The following is a 17,050-nucleotide window of genomic DNA, read 5'->3' on the forward strand; positions in this document are numbered from 1 at the left end:
TCCTTCATGCCGTGTTCCTTGTGCGATGTTTGGATCGACCGAAGAATAAGCATAAAAGTTAAAGTGTTACGGCGTCTCGTCATCTCTTTTAGCGCCGCTGTTAACTCTGAAAGATCAACACAATGGCCTATGTGATGGACTTCGCTCCGGTGTTTGCCCGAGCTCCAGAGCTTGTAACCGGCGCAATCAACACGATAATTCTGTCTGCGGAGGCGATCGCTATCGGCCTGACGATCGGTCTTGCTGTGGCTCTGCTGCGGTTCAACGGTCCGCGTTGGGGCAGGAATATCGGCGCGATCTACGTCGAAGCATTCCGCAACACACCGCTTCTGGTGCAACTCTTCCTGATTTATTTCGGTTTGCCTTATACAGGGATCAAACTCGATGCCAATCAGGCAGCAATTTTTGCGGTGTCGCTCAATCTTGGCGCCTATTCGGCGGAGATATTTCGCGCTGGTCTGGTTGCAATTCCGAAGACCCAGATTCAGGCTGGACTGGCACTTGGTTTGTCGCAGCTGCAGGTCATGCGCTATGTGGTTTTGGTTCCAGCCTTGCAGATTGTGTATCCTGCACTAACGGGACAGCTGACGCTGACTTTGTTGGGCACTTCAATTGTGTCGGCGGTTTCAGCAAAAGAACTGACCATGGCGGCGGGGACCATCGAGTCCCAGACGTTCAGAAGTCTTGAAACCTTCCTGATCGTGGCTGCCATCTATATTTGTATCACCTTCTTTTTCCGCTTCATCTACATGCTGTTTGGCCTTTGGCTGTTCCGCCGCCGCGTGGATGTCAGCAATGAGACGGCTGCATTGATGCTCGACGTACAGGAGCAAAAGCCATGATCCAGTCATTCGGATGGACAAGCATACAGTTCCTGATCCAAGGCCTTTGGTGGACGGTCGGCCTTTCACTCATCACTTTTGTCTGCGGCGGTTTTCTGGGATTGCTCTTTGCGCTGGGTCGCTCGCTGGGACCAAAATGGCTGCGCTGGATCATCATGGGCTATATCCAGCTCGTGCAGGCAACGCCGCTTCTGATCCTGTTGTTCCTGTCGTTCTACGGCTTGAGCTTCCTTGGGTTCTACTTCCCGCCACTGGCTGCCGCAGCGATCTCGCTGACGATTTATACGACGGCCTTTTTGGCGGATATCTGGCGCGGATGTATTGAATCCATTCCGCGTGCCCAGTGGGAAGCCTCGGATTCACTCGCGCTCAGCGGACCACAAACCCTGCGTTATGTGATCTTGCCGCAAGCATTCCGCATCGCTCTCGGACCAACTGTTGGTTTCATGGTGCAGGTGATCAAGAATACCTCGGTAACGGCCCTGATCGGCTTTGTCGAACTCACCCGTGCCGGACAGCTTCTGAATAATATGACCTTCCAGCCTTTCCACGTCTTTCTGACTGTTGCGGTGATGTATTTCGCCCTTTGCTATCCGTTGTCGTGGTGGAGCGAGAAATTAAAGGAGCAGAAAAATGCCAGCGCTGCGCATTGATAACCTGCAAAAGTCTTTCGGATCTCTTACTGTGTTGAAGGGCGTGAACCTTTCGGTCGAACCGGGCGAAACAGTCGCGGTAATCGGGCGGTCCGGTTCGGGCAAGAGCACCATGCTTCGCTGCATCAATGGGCTTGAGTTGTTTGACGCCGGGTCGATTGAGGTGGTTGGACACAAGCTGGATGGCACCAACAAACGCCTGCGCGATTTGCGCAAGGAGGTGGGGATGGTGTTCCAGAGCTATAATCTGTTCCCCCATTTAACGGTCGCTGAAAATATCAAGCTGGCGCCACGCATCGTCAAAAACGTGCCCAAGGCGGAGCAAGATGCGCTGGTCGATGAAGTGTTGTCGAAAGTCGGCCTGCTTGAGAAGAAAAACGCTTATCCGGATTCCCTATCCGGCGGGCAACAGCAGCGCGCAGCGATTGCCAGATCATTGGCGATGAAGCCGAAAGTCATGCTGTTTGACGAAGTGACCTCGGCGCTTGATCCGGAGCTGACCGGTGAGGTTTTGAAGACCATAGCCGAACTCGCCAAAACTGGCATGACCATGCTTCTAGTCACGCATGAGATGGGTTTTGCCCGTCGTGTCGCGACCCATACCGTTTTCATGCACGAGGGCAAAGTCTGGGAGGCTGGCCTTTCAGAAGACCTTTTCGCAAATCCTAAAACGCCGGAGTTGCAGGCCTTTATTGCCTCCGACGTGAAGTGATCCAACTAAATTCTATTCCCCACATAACAACTGACTCAAGGAGAGAGCAGTGCCTGTAGTTGAAAATCTTAAACTGGCCGAAAAGCTACGCAATGGCGAAGCGACATTCGGTACGACATTCTACACCGGTTCGACGACAGCAATCGAAGTTGCTGGCAACTGGGGTCTGGATTTCGCATTCATTGACGCCGAACATACACCGGTCAATGTCGATACTCATATGGAAAAGCTGGTGATGGCAGCGCTTCTGTCGGGTATTGCGCCGCTGGTTCGCGTTCGCGGCACCAATGAATGGGATATCCGCAAGTCGCTCGAAATCGGCGCAACCGGCGTTATCGTACCGCAGGTCAATACAGCGGAACAGGCCCGCGCTATCGTGCGCGCTGCAAAATTCCCACCTTATGGTCGTCGTGGTGGTGATGCGTCCTGCCGTGCCGCAGGATTTGCCGGACCGGGCTTTCAATGGTCGTCCTACATGGAACGTGAGAACGCCAATAAGCTTGTAATCCCAATGGCTGAGAGCTTTGAATTCTTCGACAATATCGATGAAATTCTCGATGTCGAAGGCATTGACGTCATCAACTTCGGCCCAGCCGATTACTCAATCTCGCGCCGCATTTCCATCGACTATTCGATGTCGCATCCGGAAGTCGACGAGAAGCTGAGCGAGCTCATTGAGAAGTGCCATGCGCGCGACATCAAGGTTATGGCCCCATGCATTCCGCCGGTTGCTGAAAGCGTGACTGCGCTCAAGAAGAAGGGCGTGGACATGATCATCATGGGCAATGATGTGATGTTCCTCAATGAAGGAAACCGTCGCGCACGCGAAGCCATCGACACGTCGGCCAAGGCATAAAATCTGCGAGGAGAACACAATAATGACTGATATTTTTAGCGTCAAAGACCGCGTTGCGGTTGTAACAGGCGGACTTGGGCAGCTGGGAACGCAGTTTTCCAAGTCGCTGGCCGAAGCCGGTGCAAAAGTGGCGATCTTCAGCCGTCGCCCGTTCACACGTGAGCAGATTGCTGAAAAGTTTCCCGGACTTGAAGACCGCATTCGTGTCTATGAAGCAAGCGTCACGGATAAGGCCGCGCTGGAAGCTGCGACCAAGCAGTTGATCGCCGATTGGGGTGTGCCACATGTGCTTGTCAACAATGCGGGCATCGATTCAAAGCCAGACGGTTCAGCAGAGCAGAATGCACCGTTCGAGGTCTATCCGCAGAAATTCTGGGATGACATCATCGATACCAACCTCACCGGCGTTATGCTGACCAGTCAAGTTATCGGCAGCCACATGGCTTCTGAAGGCCGGGGTTCGATCATCAATGTTGGCTCGATCTATGGTCTGGTTTCACCCAATCAGGCACTTTACGCCTATCGTGAAAAGCGCGATGGCGTTCCCTTTATCAAGGCTATTTCCTATGCGGCTTCCAAGTCGGGCCTGATCAATCTTACGCGCTATCTTGGCACCTATTGGGGTGAAAAGAACGTTCGTGTGAACCTGATTTCGTTTGGTGGTGTGAAGACCGCAAGTTTCGATAAGGAATTCATCGATGCCTTCCTTGATCGCGTGCCAATGCGTCGTCAGGCCGAGATCAATGAATATAACGGCATCATCCGTTTCTTGGCATCCGATGCTTCGTCTTACATGACCGGTTCGAATGTCGTGGTGGATGGTGGCTTTACAGCTTGGTAATTGTTGAGGTTTTCCCTGACTGAATGGGAGCCGGATTTGCTTGCGAACATGTCGAAAACTTGACATATAATGCGATTTTACATATGACATATGTCATAACTCTAATTTATAAAGAAGTGCCTTATCTCGGGCTTCGGAGCTGTAAAATGGTGATAGGTTCGGTCTCTCCACATGTCGATCGCGGCAAGCTGCATATGCATATTGTTGCAACGATCGAGGCACGCATTCTGTCAGGGGAACTTCAAGTTGGAGAACGTCTTCCATCAGAAGCGGAAATTGGCAGGACATTCGGTGTCAGCACGCGATCCGTTCGCGAAGCCATGCAGGTTCTTGAGACCAAAGGTCTTGTGCGCCGCAAGCATGGTGAGCGAGCCGAGGTGGTACGGGATGATGTGGGCGAATTCATGGATTCGCTTGTCTCGTCTGTTGGATCACTCTTTGCGCGTGATTCCTCCTATCTCGTTCAGGCAATGGATGTACGTCGTCTGATCGAAGTGGATGTGGCTGGGCGTCTTGCATCGGGTGAGGGGCAGTTGCGCGATGGCGTCACAGCAGCGCTCGATGTCATGCGCCAGTCTGCCGGGGATAATGATTTTTCCCGCTTCGCAGAGGGCGATGCGGCCTTTCATAGGGCGCTGGTTCAGTCTTTGGGCAATGAAATTCTGTCTTCCTTACATGCAAACCTGCACTCGCTGATTTCAGAAGTGATCAAGGTTTCAAGCCGGGTCCCGCGCAAGAAGTTGAGTGCGGGGCTTGCAGAACATGAGAATATTTACGGGCTGATCGCAGCAGGTAAAGCCGGTGATGCGCGCGAAGCAATGCGTGAACACATCACCAACAGCACAGCTTATCTCGAACAGGCGATCAGACAATCCAGAAACAGGCCTGAAACGGGCTAAAACGGAAGAACGAAACAATGAGCAGCTATGATTATTCGCGCGTCAACTGGGATGCCATCAAGCGTCTTTCGCGCTGGTACTCCGGCGACATTCAGGACGTCATGGACAAGCACGGCTTCTATGGCTTTCTGCAGGGTCTCAGCCTGCAAAGCGTGTTGAAGCCTGGTCAGGTTATTTGCGGTCCCGTTCACACTGTTCTTTATGAAAAAAGCACACGGACCGGTCAGCCACAGGATGTCTATCACGGCACGATTGATTCAGTCGTTGATGGCGGTATTTTGCTGGTGGATGCGTCTTGTGCCGAAGGCTCGGGTACAGGCGAGCTGATGTCGACAGGTGCAAAAACAGCAGGCGCCGCTGCAACCATCGTCAATGGCACGGTACGCGATATCGCCGAAGTGAAGAAGCTCGACTACCCGCTGTTCGCGCGCGGTGTAAGTCCGGTCGGTGTATCAGGACGAATGGAGCCAACCAAGTCGCAGGTTGAGCTGAACATCAATGGCGTTCGCGTGCGTCCGGGCGATGTGATCTTCGCTGATATCTCCGGTGTCGTGGTTATCCCGGAAGAACTGGTTGCTGTCATAGCGGACGACGCAGATGCCAATGGCGATGGTGAAATCCAATGCCGTGAACGCATTTTGTCGGGTGAGAAGCTGCAGAGCGTCTGGCCTTTGGGATCAACCGGTCCTGTCTGATCAGAGCAGTTGAACTGCTTGTTGAGGACAAAGCATCGGTTCCAGAGGAGGAGACCACATGCAGGATATCATTCTTGTCGCCAACGGTGACTTGCGTGAAAGCGCAAACATTCAATGCTGGCCCGAACAGGCCAATATGGAAAGCCGCCTTGTAGCGGCAATCGAAAAACTGGGTCGGAAAGCGTCGCGCGGACATGGCGTTGATCCAAAAACCGGCCACGGTTTCATCGCAACGCAAAAGCAGGGCATTGAGGTCTTCTCCAAGATTGATCGAGATGCGCCACTGATTGTTGCCGAGGCAGTCTGGCAATATTCACAGAACGTTCTTGCCGGATTGATTGCTCATCGCGGGCCAATCCTGACAGTTGCCAACTGGTCGGGAACTTATCCTGGCTTGGTTGGGCTGCTCAATCTCAACGGATCGCTGACCAAGGCGGGTGTTGAATATGCGTCGTTGTGGAGCGAGGATTTCACGGACCAGTGGTTTCTCGATAAGCTTGATGAATGGCTGAAAACCGGCAAGATTGCCTCACATGATACATCCCATGTGACGCCGTTTGATAACGCGCATGTGCCGCCGCATCTGGTCGAACAGGCTTCGCACATCGCCAAAGACCTCATTGAAAATCGATCCATTATGGGCATTTTTGATGAAGGCTGCATGGGAATGTATAATGCGATCATTCCCGATGAACTGTTGTTTCCATTGGGCGTCTTCAAAGAGCGTCTTTCACAGTCAGCGCTTTATCATGCGGCAATCAATGTTTCGCAGGATGAGGCCCGGCAGGCTTATCAATGGTTGCTCGATGCCGGGATGACCTTTCATCTTGGCAAAGACGATGCGCAGGAGTTGACAGAAGCGCAGGTGATTGGTCAATGCCAGACCTATATCGCTGCAGTGCGCATGGCAGAGCAGTTTGGGTGCGAAACAATTGGCATTCAATATCAGCAGGGTTTGAGAGACTTGCTCCCGGCGTCCGATCTTGTTGAAGGGCTGCTCAACAATGACGATCGCCCGCCAGTACGAAATGCGGAAGGGAAGATCATCCGTGATGGCAAGGCTGTGGTTCACTTCAATGAGGTGGATGAATGCGCCGGTCTTGATGCTTTGATGATCAACCGTCTGCATCGCGCTCTTGGGGAACCTGTCGAAACGACACTCCATGATCTGCGTTGGGGCGATGCGGATCATGGTGGCACGACGGGCGATTACGTCTGGGTGTTCGAGATTTCAGGTGCAGCACCACCGGCGCATCATGAGGGCGGTTATCGTGGCTCGGATTCTGTGCGCCAGCCACCGATGTTCTTCGCCAAAGGTGGAGGCACCCTGCGCGGCATTGCCAGGCCGGGTGAACTCATATGGTCGCGTATCTATGTTGAAGACGGGCGTCTCAAAATGGATATTGGCCGCGGACAAGCGGTGTCGCTCTCTCCAGAAGAGACCGAAAGGCGCTGGAACCTTACCAATCGCGAATGGCCGATGATGCATGGCGTCCTTTATGGCGTCACCCGTGATCAGATGATGGCGCGTCACAAGGCCAACCACATTCAGGTTGTCTATGCGAGTGACGCATCTGCAGCGGATGATGCGATGCTGGCCAAGGCAAGTCTCGCGCATCAGCTGGGCATTGAGGTTCATCTTTGCGGGACGCGCGCGAACGGTTCTCCATTGCAATAGAACAGTAAAAAATCGGTTCCGATTTTCTGGCCGATGTTGTAGCCAAGACCCTGCGTGGCGCGCTGATTTTAGCGCGCCACGTCTCGGATGGGAGGCATAAAGTGGACGTATTTCTGGGTGTTGATGTCGGCACGGGCAGTGCGCGGGCAGGGCTGTTTACACGCGATGGAGCATTACTTGCGAGTGCTAAGCAAAATATTCGTATGTGGAAGCAGGGCTCGAATATCGTCGAGCAATCCTCGGAAAATATCTGGCAGGCTGTTTGCAACTCAGTGGCGGCAGCGCTGAAGCAGGCAAAAATTGCCCCGGAATCCGTCAAAGGCATTGGCTTTGATGCCACCTGTTCGCTGGTTATTCTCGACAAAGAGGGCAATCCATTGCCCGCGAGCCCTGCAGGAGAAGCGGAACGAAATATCATCGTCTGGATGGATCATCGTGCCCGCGAACAAGCCGAACGCATCAACGCGACAGCCCATCCCGTTTTGAAATATGTAGGTGGCCGCATTTCGCCAGAAATGGAAACACCGAAGCTGCTCTGGTTGAAGGAAAACAACCCTCAAACCTTCAATGCCGCTGGCCTTTTTTTCGATTTGCCTGATTATCTCACCTATCGTGCAACTGGTAGCCATTCGCGCTCACTCTGTACGGTGGTTTGCAAATGGACCTATCTTGGCCATGAAAAACGCTGGGATGAAGACTATTTCCGCACTATCGGTCTTGGTGTGCTGGCCGATGAAGGTTTTGCCCGCATAGGAACTGACATCGTTGATATTGCGACCCCATTGGGGCAGGGCCTGACTGAGCAGGCTGCAAAGGAACTTGGACTTCTTGCTGGTACGGCTGTCGGCGCCTCTCTAATCGATGCCCATGCAGGTGGTGTAGGCACCATTGCAGGCAGTGCGGATAGCGATAGCGCTGTCGATATGCGCTCACGGCTGGCGCTGATTATCGGCACCTCCGCCTGCACGATGAGTGTTACAGAGAAGCCTGCCTTTGTGGATGGCGTCTGGGGTCCTTATTGTGGTGCGATGATGCCTGGCCTCTGGCTCAATGAAGGCGGGCAGTCGGCATTTGGTGCAGCGACTGATTATCTGGTTGGTATGCATCCTTACAAGGCCGAGGCCGAGAAGGAAGCGGCAGCCAAAGGCCTGTCGCTCCTCGATTATCTTGAACAACTCGCTATCGATGCTGCGGGGGAGCTTTCAAAAGTGGCGCTTCTGGCAAAGGGGCTTCATGTCGTGCCGGAGTTTTTGGGCAATCGTGCACCAGATGCCGATCCCGAAGCCACTGGCACGATCACGGGTATCAAGCTTGATGCATCCCGCGAGAATCTGGTTCATCTGTTCGTCGCTGGCCTTTGCGGACTGGCTTATGGCACAGCAGACATTCTAGACGCACTGACTGCCAAGGATATTCCCATCCGCTCGATAATCGTCAGTGGAGGCGCTGCACGAAGCGCGCTCATGCGCCGGATATTGGCCGATGCAACGGGACTGGAAGTGGCCCTGCCGACTTCAGCAGAACCAGTTCTGCTTGGCTCTGGCATTGCAGGTGCGAGCGCTTTTGAGAAAAGCGATTTGTCTCAAGTTGCAGCCAGCATGAGCGCCATTGCTGAAACAATTGAGCCGCAGAAAGGCTTGGTCAGCGAATTCCATGCTGCCAAGCGCGATATCTACAAAGATCTAAAGCGCAGCGAGCTCGCTGCGCGTCGGTTAATGCAGAAGTTCTGATCGGGATTATTTCCCTGCCTTCGGCGCTTTGAAGACGGGAAGTGGGTAAGTTTTGCCAAGAACGATCCCCGCTTCTCGTAAAACGTTTTCCGGCGCCGCAAACGGCTTGTGGATCCAGCGATCTGGCAGGGATGCGATTTCCGGCACCCATTCGCGCACATATGCACCACCGGTATCGAACTTATCACCCTGTAGAACGGGATTGAACACGCGGAAATAGGGGGCCGCATCCATGCCGCATCCAGCAACCCATTGCCAGCTCCCCGGATTGCTGGCGATATCGGCATCAACAAGCGTATCCCAGAACCATTTTTCGCCTTCACGCCAGTCGATCTGCATATTTTTGCTCAACACGGATGCCACCAGCATTCGCACACGGTTATGCATCCAGCCTGTCGCCCAGAGCTGTCGCATACCGGCATCAATCATCGGAATACCGGTATTACCCTTCTTCCATGCCCCCAGTGCTTGCGGGTTACTTTGCCACTGAATATCGGCAAGCGTGTTGCGCATATCGTTTTCGGCAATGTCAGGACGATAATAGAGCTGGTGATAATGGAAATCGCGCCAGATCAGTTCGGAAAGAAACTTCTCGCCACCGGTCTGGGTGTTTGGATGCTCATCCATCAACGACAGCGTTGCGTACCATGCCTGTCGTGGGCTGATCTCTCCAAAGCGGAGGTGCGGCGAGAGTTTGGAGGTTCCTTCGACATCAGGACGGTCACGATCGCCAGCATAGTTTTGAATAGTTTCATCGAAGAAATGATATAATTGATCAATAGCCGCCGCTTCGCCTATTTCCCACAAACCAATCATCTTTTTTGACCAGAACGGTTGCTTGTAAGCTTCCCGCTTTTGCCTGCCCGTAGATTGCTCGGCTTTCCAGTCAGACGAGGAGAGTGGTCGGGTTACACCCTGCTGACGTAGCGTTCTGGCATAGGGTGTGAAGACCTGATAAGGACCGCCGCCACCTGTTTTGATCTCCCATGGTTCCGACAGAAGATTGCCAGCAAAGGATTCAACATTGAGGCCTTTGTCTTTTAATGTGGATTTGACGATTGAATCAACGTCCCGTTCCTGCGGAGCATAACGCCGGTTCCAGAAAACGGCATCAAAGCCGTTTTCTTCGATCAGTTTTTCGATGATATCGAGTGCTTCGCCTCGCGCTACAAGCAAATTGACATTGCGTTCGTTGAGACTCTTTTCAAGCGAATTAAGGCTCTGCTCCAGCCACCAAAGCACAGCTCCGCCGGGCGAGCGCAATTGCTGATTGGTCTCATGTACATAAAGCGCTGTGATCTTGCCACCGAGCTTAACTGCGGCATGAAGGGCAGGGTTGTCGGCAAGACGCAGATCGTTGCGCAACCAGACAAGCACATTCGCAGTCATAGAATAATCCTTATTTGACAGGCTTCAAAAGATAGTGCCCGACACCCCAGACGTCACCATTTTCATGGCCAAATAGCCCGGCAGTTGCGAGAAAGAAAAGCCGCCAGCGGCGTTCCCAGAGGCCAGCATCCTGCACGTAAACCTGTTGCAGAATTGGCCTGATCTGATCAATCGAATTGTCGAAATTCTTGAGCCAATCCAAAGCTGTTTGCTGATAATGCCTGCCCGACCATCGCCAGTCCTGTTCGACCGTGAAGAGATCGCCGAAGCGGTGGGGAAGATCGAAGGCGGGCATGATGCCACCGGTGAAGAAGTGATGGGCAATCCAGTCGGCAGGATTTTCATGATTGAAGCGATAGGAGCGATCGCGGTGGGTGAAGACATGGATGAACAGTCTGCCATCCGCATGAAGCCATCCGCGGACGCGTTCAAACAATGATTGCCAGTTCGACATATGTTCGAACATCTCAACCGAAACCACCCGATCAAAGCGCTGGTCGATTGAAAAGCCGTTCATATCTGCTGTGATGACCGTGAGGTTTTTAAGACCACGCGTCGCTGCCTGTGCTTCGATATAGGTGCGCTGTGGTGCAGAATTGGAGACTGAAACGACGTGGGAATTGGGGAAGTTCTCAGCGAGATAAAGCGACAGGGAACCCCAGCCGCAGCCAAGCTCCAGAATATTCATTCCGTCCCTGAGGTCGGCATGGCGCACTGTTTCGCTTAGCGCATAGGTTTCGGCGTGTTCGAGGGTGGTGTTTTTATCGGGATAGAGACAGCAGGAATATTTGCGCTGTGGCCCCAGCGCCAGTTCAAAGAAATGCGGGGGCAATTCATAATGCTGGCGATTGGCGTCATCGGTATGGGTGGCAACAGGAAAATTCTTCATGGTTTGAAGAAAATCCTGTTCGATATCTTCCGGCGTTTCCGCCAGCCGTCGCTTGGTGCGGCCACAGAGATAATCGATACCGGCTAGCGTGATCGTGTCACTCAGAGGAACGCGTTCTGCAGCATTGATTGCATATGCCAGCATATTCATGTTGAGGCTCCTGATCCGTGTGAATTGTTTCGGGGTCCGGGGAAAAACGCATTGACGCGATGTTGAAGAGCGCGGAATTTTTCACCGCGCGATTTCAGCATGTGTTCTTCGAGCGGCGGGATGCCTGAGACATGCACCAGCAGCCAATACATCTGAATAGGCGCGAGCAACGACAGCCAACTCCATGGCGAGGCGGTGATCGCCATCAGTGGCCATGCGCACCAGAACAGCCATTCGAAGAAATAGTTTGGATGTCGCGAATAGGCCCATAGACCTGTTTCGCAGACTTCGGTTTTGGCCTCTGATGTTTTGCGAAACTGTGCGAGCTGCGCGTCAGAAAGCGCTTCGCCCGTGAGCGCTATTGCGATGACTGCAACCGCGATAGCGTCCCAAAAATGCGGAAAGTCGGGTCGGCTTATTACGGCAAGATAGACTGCCAGAACCAGAATGAATGCGGCCGATGCCTGTATTTGTAAAAACCAGAAAAGGCGCTTTGAAGCATCAGCGCCCCATTCTTTCATAAGCTTTGCATAACGCGGGTCTTCACCATGTCCCATGCTTCTCTGGGTAATGTGCAAACCAAGACGCAGCGACCACATAAGAATAAGGAGCAGGATCGCTGAACGGCGCTGCCACGACGCATTTGCTAGAAGGACGGCGATAACAGACCCCACACCCACTGAGAACGACCAAATCGCATCGATCCAGCCGCTTTTGCCGGTCTTCTGCTGAAGCGCCCATGCAAAAACCATGATGGCAGACAGGCTTATCGCGACAATCAAAAGCAGACCGAGTTGCATGACAGACCTTTGGTCATGAGTGCATTTCCTACATGCAATACGTTCAGTCTTGCCTTTTGGTTTCCTTAGTCCGCTGAAAAAATGAAAAAATTTCGGCACAGGATTGAACCAATTCCCTTCTCAAAACGTAAGACGATGAAAATGCAGCAAAGACACTGCAAAGAGAGGGACTTATGGATATCACGAACCATCCGGGCAGCTCTAAACGTCTCAAGATCGCGGTTATCGGCAGCGGGATTTCCGGATTGTCGGCTGCGTGGCTCCTCTCGCAACGCCATGATGTCACTGTGTTTGAAGCGGCAAACCGCATCGGCGGGCACAGCAACACTGTCGAATTTGCAAGCAGCGCCGGAAGCGTCGCGGTTGATACGGGGTTCATTGTCTATAATGAAGTAACCTATCCAAACCTGACAGCACTCTTCCGCACGCTAGAAGTCCCTACAGTCTCATCAAACATGTCTTTTGCGGTTTCAGTCGGAAATGGCGCCTACGAATATTCGGGCGGTACGGGACTGGGTTTACTCGCCCAACGCTCCAATCTCGTAAGCCCACGCTTCTGGTCGATGATCCGCGATCTTTTGCGCTTTTATCGCAATGCGCCCAAAGATATGGAAATGATGGGCAGCATTTCACTTGATGATTATTTGACACGAAATGGTTATGGCAGAGCGTTTCGTGAGGACCATCTTTATCCAATGGCGGCTGCGATCTGGTCCACGCCTGCCATGGAGGTCGGGCGCTATCCGGCTGCAAGCTTTGTGCGCTTTTGCTGCAATCATGGCTTGCTTGATCTGCGGGGGCGCCCGATTTGGCAAACGGTGGAAGGCGGTAGCCGCGAATATGTGAAGCGTATCACGAAGCCTTATGCGGACAACATCAAACTCTCAACACCGATTAAAACAGTGCGGCGCTCTGGAAATGCTGTGGAGCTGGTCGATGGAAACGGTGTTTCCTACGCATTTGATGATGTGGTTATCGCAACCCATGCTGATCAGGCGCTACGAATGCTTTCCGATCCAAGCGTTGAGGAAAGCCACATTCTTGGGGCATTTCAATATTCCCGCAATGAAGCTGTGCTTCACCGCGATGCCTCGCTTATGCCCAAGCGCCGCGCAGCATGGTCGAGCTGGAATTATCTGACCAATTCAGCAACGGGACCATCGCAGCCATCTATTACCTATTGGATGAACCGCTTGCAGCCATTGGGCGCAGCTCCTGATACGTTTGTTACGCTCAACCCATGTCGTGCGCTGCGTGAGGATCTGGTCATCCGCCGCGAGATCTATGAGCATCCAATTTTCGACATGGCGACCGATCGCGCGCAGAAGGAAATCTGGTCTTTGCAAGGCCGACGGCGGACATGGTTCTGCGGGGCGCATTTTGGCTCAGGCTTTCATGAAGACGGTCTTCAGGCAGGATTGGCGGTTGCCGAAGACTTGGGCGGATTGCGCCGTCCATGGCAGGTAGAGCAGGAAAGTGCACGCATCGTCCGCCATGCTGTACCCACCAGGGAAAGGGCGCTGGCATGACCGAGCTCTTCCAATCTGCGCTTTTTCCCGGCCACGTCACCCATACGCGCTTGCGGCCAAAGGTTCATAAGCTTGGCTACAAGATTTATTCGCTATTGCTTGATCTAGACGAGTTGGAAGCCCTTCACAGCAGGTTGAGGCTGTTTTCGGTCAATCGCTTCAATCTCTTTTCTTTCCACGAGAAAGACAGAGGTAACGGTTCAGTGACACCGCTTCGCGAGCAGGTGGAAGATGCCATGCGCGGTGCAGGCATTGAGCCGGATGGCGGTGCCATTCGATTGCTCACAATGCCGCGGATTCTTGGTTGGGCGTTCAATCCGCTCAGCGTCTTCTTTTGCTACAATCGCGGGGGCGAGTTGACGGCCATTTTGTGGGAAGTCGACAATACGTTCAAACAGCGCCACGGCTATATGATCCCTGTCGATGGCGAGCAGAACGGTCGGATCGTTCAGAGCTGTGACAAGGCGTTTTACGTCTCACCCTTCATGGACATGAAGCTGCGCTATGAGTTTGAAGTGCTGTCACCGGCAGACAAACTCATGATCAGGATCAACAGCTTCGATGATGAAGGGCTGTTGCTGACTGCACGTCATCTCGCCCGCCGGGTAAAGTTGAGCGATGCAGCGCTGTTACGTGCCTTTTTTACCATCCCGTTTCTCACCTTGCGTGTTGTCGGCGGCATCCACTGGGAAGCGCTGAAAATTTGGGCGAAAGGCATAGGGTTTCGTAAGCGCCCGCAGCCACCACAGTTTCCCGTCACCCATATTCGGACTGAAAATCCACCGCAGAGGAACAGGGCAGCATGAGCCAGCTAGACGATTTCTCTCATTTTCCGGCTGCGCCCACGTCGGTTCATGCAGGCTTGAGCCCATCCTCGCGCATATTGCGGCGACTGCTCAATCAGGTCCGTCATGGTCGTTTGGTCATTGCACTGCCTTCGGGAAAAATTATTTCAGCACAAGGAACCGTCCCCGGTCCTGAAGCCAACATTGCAATCAAAAGCTGGCGCTCGCTGCGCCGTCTGTTGACCGGCGGCGATATCGGTTTTGCTCAAGCCTATATTGATGGTGATTGGGAAACACCTGATCTGACGTCCGTCATCCGTTTTGCAGCCCGCAATCGCGACACGTTGCTTTCCACTTTGCGCGGATCACGCTGGATGCGGCTGATGCATCGGTTGGGACATTTGCTCAATGCCAATACAAAGCGCGGCAGCCGCAAAAACATTGAGGCTCACTACGATCTCGGCAATGATTTTTATCGCCGCTGGCTTGATCCATCGATGCTCTATTCATCGGCGATCTGGAACGAAAAGACGCCCACACTTGAAACTGCGCAGGAATATAAGTTGCAGTGCATTAGAGAAAAGCTGGCACTCGAAGGCGGCGAAAAAATTCTGGAAATCGGCTGCGGTTGGGGTGCCCTTGCGGGCTATCTGGCGGAACATGGCGACGCATACGTAACTGGTATCACCTTGTCTCCGTCTCAGCTTGCATGGGCGAATGCAGGGGTGGCTGAGACCGGCCAAAGCGATGCAGTTGATCTGCATCTTCAGGATTACCGCGATGTTGAAGGTCAGTTCGACCGCATCGTCTCCATCGAAATGTTTGAGGCAGTTGGTGAAGCCTATTGGCCTGATTATTTTGCGACGCTGAAGCGTTGTCTCAAGGCAGATGGTCGTGCCGTGTTGCAGATTATTTCGATAGAGGATGCCCGCTTTGAGGATTATCGCCGCAAGGCAGATTTCATCCAGAAATTCATTTTCCCGGGCGGATTTCTGCCTTCAGACAAGGTGTTGGACCGGCATCTCGCCAAGGCCGGACTGGTGCTGAAAGAGGTGGAGCACTTCGGCCACTCCTATGCCCAGACCCTTGCTGAATGGCGTCATCGTTTCGTGTCCAACTGGTCGGAAATCGAAAAGCTTGGCTTTGATCATCGGTTCCGGCGGCTGTGGGAATATTACCTTTGCTATTGCGAAGGCGGGTTTAAGGAAGGCGCGATCAATGTCGGCCTTTATACGATTGAGCATGAATAAAAATCGGGTCCACTGATGCAGGAGGCGTCGATGAAATGGATGCTGACGATTACCATGATGATACTGTTATTTCCCGTTTCGGCGCAGGCTACTGATATTAGTGGTAACTGGGCGCGGGGCGATGGCAAGGCGCGCGTTCGCATTGCCAAATGCGGCAAGGATATCTGCGCTACCAACACGTGGATCAAGCCCGGAACAGCCAAGGAAAAGACCGGTGACCGACTGGTCATGAGCATTAATCAAACGGCGGACGGCCAGTATTCGGGCACTGCTTTCGATCCGCAACGTAATCTGACCTACAAAATCAGCGTGAAGGTGGACGGCGATAAAATGACGACTAATGGCTGCGTTCTAGCAGGTCTTTTATGCCGGAATGTCGGTTGGTCCCGTATTAATTAAGAGAGCGATGATATTGATGAAAACCTATTTCACCGCCTATCTGGTCACAGCAATCGCCTTTCTTGCTATTGATTCAGTCTGGCTCTCCAACATGGCAAATGTGTTCTATCGTCCTGTCATGGGCGATATGCTTGCGCCCGGTTTTCGCCTGGCACCGGCTATTGTTTTCTATGTGATCTTCGTGTTCGGACTGGTGTTTTTTGCGGTACGCCCGGGCCTTTTGGCTGGTAGCGCCACCGTAACGGTTGTTCATGGTGCTCTTTTGGGGTTTGTCGCCTACGCAACATACGATCTGACCAATCAGGCGACCTTAAAGAACTGGTCGTGGACTCTGACGATTGCTGACTTGATCTGGGGCACTGTCCTCTCTGCGGTGTCGGCCTATATTGGCTATTGGGTAACATCGCGGATCAGCGGATAGATTGGAATAAACATATGCAGAAATTGGGTCTTCTAGCCGTCTTCGCCTTCATCATTGTTGTCATTGGAATGGCAATCGGTATCGGCTTTCCGCCGGGCGAATGGTATGCGTCTTTGCAGAAGCCTTGGTTTACGCCGCCCAATGCAGCCTTCGGCCCTATCTGGACGATATTATATATCTTCATAGCCATTGCCGGGTGGCGTACCTGGATAAGCGATACGGGCTGGCAGCGTCGCGGACCTTGGTTTGGTCAGATGGTGCTGAATTTTCTATGGTCACCAATCTTTTTCGGGGCGCATCTGACAGTGCTGGGACTGATCGTCATTATTGGCGTTTGGCTTTGTGTGCTGCTGTTTATCATTCGTGCATGGCGGCCGGATCGAATATCGGCGCTGTTGTTTGTGCCGTATCTCGTTTGGCTATCGCTTGCGACTGCTTTGAACGCAGCAATTATCGCCCTGAACTAGAGCATTTTCAGTTTAAATTGAATCATTTAAATGCTTTATCTATTTGTTTTTACTGAATCTTGTTC

Annotated in this window: 18 protein-coding genes; 15 read left to right on the forward strand and 3 right to left on the reverse strand. The window is 52.9% G+C overall.

Annotated elements, in window-relative coordinates; all coding sequences use genetic code 11:
* The first annotated feature begins 122 nt into the window (after positions 1-122).
* The 9 genes from QBD00_RS07250 (at position 123) to QBD00_RS07290 (ending at position 8,906) form a co-directional block, all read left to right on the forward strand.
* Positions 123-842, forward strand: coding sequence for an amino acid ABC transporter permease (locus QBD00_RS07250; RefSeq protein ID WP_151092693.1), 720 nt, complete (start codon positions 123-125; stop codon positions 840-842).
* Complete coding sequence (locus QBD00_RS07255; protein ID WP_024900186.1) at positions 839-1,495, forward strand: amino acid ABC transporter permease; 657 nt, start codon at positions 839-841, stop codon at positions 1,493-1,495. Before QBD00_RS07250 ends, QBD00_RS07255 begins: the two co-directional genes overlap by 4 nt.
* Entirely contained in the window at positions 1,476-2,207 is a 732-nt protein-coding gene (locus QBD00_RS07260) for an amino acid ABC transporter ATP-binding protein (RefSeq protein WP_318579049.1), read from the forward strand. Before QBD00_RS07255 ends, QBD00_RS07260 begins: the two co-directional genes overlap by 20 nt.
* A 49-nt stretch (positions 2,208-2,256) precedes the next feature.
* Positions 2,257-3,063, forward strand: coding sequence for an HpcH/HpaI aldolase family protein (locus QBD00_RS07265; RefSeq protein ID WP_094576063.1), 807 nt, complete (start codon positions 2,257-2,259; stop codon positions 3,061-3,063).
* Between the two features lie 22 nt (positions 3,064-3,085).
* The gene (locus QBD00_RS07270) at positions 3,086-3,904 is read left to right on the forward strand and encodes an SDR family oxidoreductase (RefSeq protein ID WP_024900189.1); all 819 of its coding nucleotides are present in this window, start codon (positions 3,086-3,088) and stop codon (positions 3,902-3,904) included.
* Between the two features lie 146 nt (positions 3,905-4,050).
* Entirely contained in the window at positions 4,051-4,803 is a 753-nt protein-coding gene (locus QBD00_RS07275) for a FadR/GntR family transcriptional regulator (protein WP_024900190.1), read from the forward strand.
* A 17-nt stretch (positions 4,804-4,820) separates the two neighbouring features.
* Positions 4,821-5,498: an RraA family protein gene (locus QBD00_RS07280; RefSeq protein WP_024900191.1), complete on the forward strand. Its 678-nt coding sequence runs from the start codon at positions 4,821-4,823 to the stop codon at positions 5,496-5,498.
* Between the two features lie 58 nt (positions 5,499-5,556).
* The gene (locus QBD00_RS07285) at positions 5,557-7,176 is read left to right on the forward strand and encodes a fucose isomerase (RefSeq protein WP_318579050.1); all 1,620 of its coding nucleotides are present in this window, start codon (positions 5,557-5,559) and stop codon (positions 7,174-7,176) included.
* A 101-nt stretch (positions 7,177-7,277) separates the two neighbouring features.
* Positions 7,278-8,906, forward strand: a complete 1,629-nt coding sequence (locus QBD00_RS07290; RefSeq protein ID WP_318579051.1) for an FGGY-family carbohydrate kinase — start codon at positions 7,278-7,280, stop codon at positions 8,904-8,906.
* 6 nt (positions 8,907-8,912) lie between these two features.
* Here QBD00_RS07290 and QBD00_RS07295 read toward each other — a convergent pair whose 3' ends face one another.
* The 3 genes from QBD00_RS07295 to QBD00_RS07305 are packed head-to-tail and all read right to left on the reverse strand — an operon-like array spanning position 8,913 to position 12,134.
* Positions 8,913-10,295, reverse strand: coding sequence for a deoxyribodipyrimidine photo-lyase (locus QBD00_RS07295; protein ID WP_318579052.1), 1,383 nt, complete (start codon positions 10,293-10,295; stop codon positions 8,913-8,915).
* A gap of 10 nt (positions 10,296-10,305) precedes the next feature.
* Complete coding sequence (locus QBD00_RS07300) at positions 10,306-11,334, reverse strand: cyclopropane-fatty-acyl-phospholipid synthase family protein (protein ID WP_318579053.1); 1,029 nt, start codon at positions 11,332-11,334, stop codon at positions 10,306-10,308.
* Positions 11,331-12,134 (reverse strand): DUF1295 domain-containing protein, encoded by an 804-nt coding sequence (locus QBD00_RS07305; protein WP_318579054.1) that lies wholly within the window; start codon positions 12,132-12,134, stop codon positions 11,331-11,333. Before QBD00_RS07305 ends, QBD00_RS07300 begins: the two co-directional genes overlap by 4 nt.
* 173 nt (positions 12,135-12,307) lie before the next feature.
* Between QBD00_RS07305 and QBD00_RS07310 the strand changes: the two genes are divergently transcribed.
* The 6 genes from QBD00_RS07310 to QBD00_RS07335 are packed head-to-tail and all read left to right on the forward strand — an operon-like array spanning position 12,308 to position 16,985.
* Positions 12,308-13,663, forward strand: coding sequence for an NAD(P)/FAD-dependent oxidoreductase (locus tag QBD00_RS07310; protein WP_318579055.1), 1,356 nt, complete (start codon positions 12,308-12,310; stop codon positions 13,661-13,663).
* Entirely contained in the window at positions 13,660-14,469 is an 810-nt protein-coding gene (locus QBD00_RS07315) for a DUF1365 domain-containing protein (RefSeq protein ID WP_024900198.1), read from the forward strand. The genes QBD00_RS07310 and QBD00_RS07315 overlap by 4 nt, the downstream gene beginning before the upstream one ends.
* Positions 14,466-15,698 carry an SAM-dependent methyltransferase gene (locus QBD00_RS07320; protein ID WP_264231951.1) on the forward strand — a complete coding sequence of 411 codons (1,233 nt, stop codon included), beginning with the start codon at positions 14,466-14,468 and terminating at the stop codon, positions 15,696-15,698. The genes QBD00_RS07315 and QBD00_RS07320 overlap by 4 nt, the downstream gene beginning before the upstream one ends.
* Positions 15,699-15,728: 30 nt before the next feature.
* Positions 15,729-16,097 (forward strand): DUF2147 domain-containing protein, encoded by a 369-nt coding sequence (locus QBD00_RS07325; RefSeq protein ID WP_318579056.1) that lies wholly within the window; start codon positions 15,729-15,731, stop codon positions 16,095-16,097.
* A gap of 16 nt (positions 16,098-16,113) precedes the next feature.
* Complete coding sequence (locus tag QBD00_RS07330; RefSeq protein WP_151092713.1) at positions 16,114-16,518, forward strand: DUF2177 family protein; 405 nt, start codon at positions 16,114-16,116, stop codon at positions 16,516-16,518.
* 14 nt (positions 16,519-16,532) lie between these two features.
* Positions 16,533-16,985 carry a TspO/MBR family protein gene (locus QBD00_RS07335; RefSeq protein ID WP_095444122.1) on the forward strand — a complete coding sequence of 151 codons (453 nt, stop codon included), beginning with the start codon at positions 16,533-16,535 and terminating at the stop codon, positions 16,983-16,985.
* Positions 16,986-17,050: the final 65 nt, after the last annotated feature.

The organism is Ochrobactrum sp. AN78 (assembly GCF_029909885.1).
Lineage (GTDB): Bacteria > Pseudomonadota > Alphaproteobacteria > Rhizobiales > Rhizobiaceae > Brucella > Brucella quorumnocens.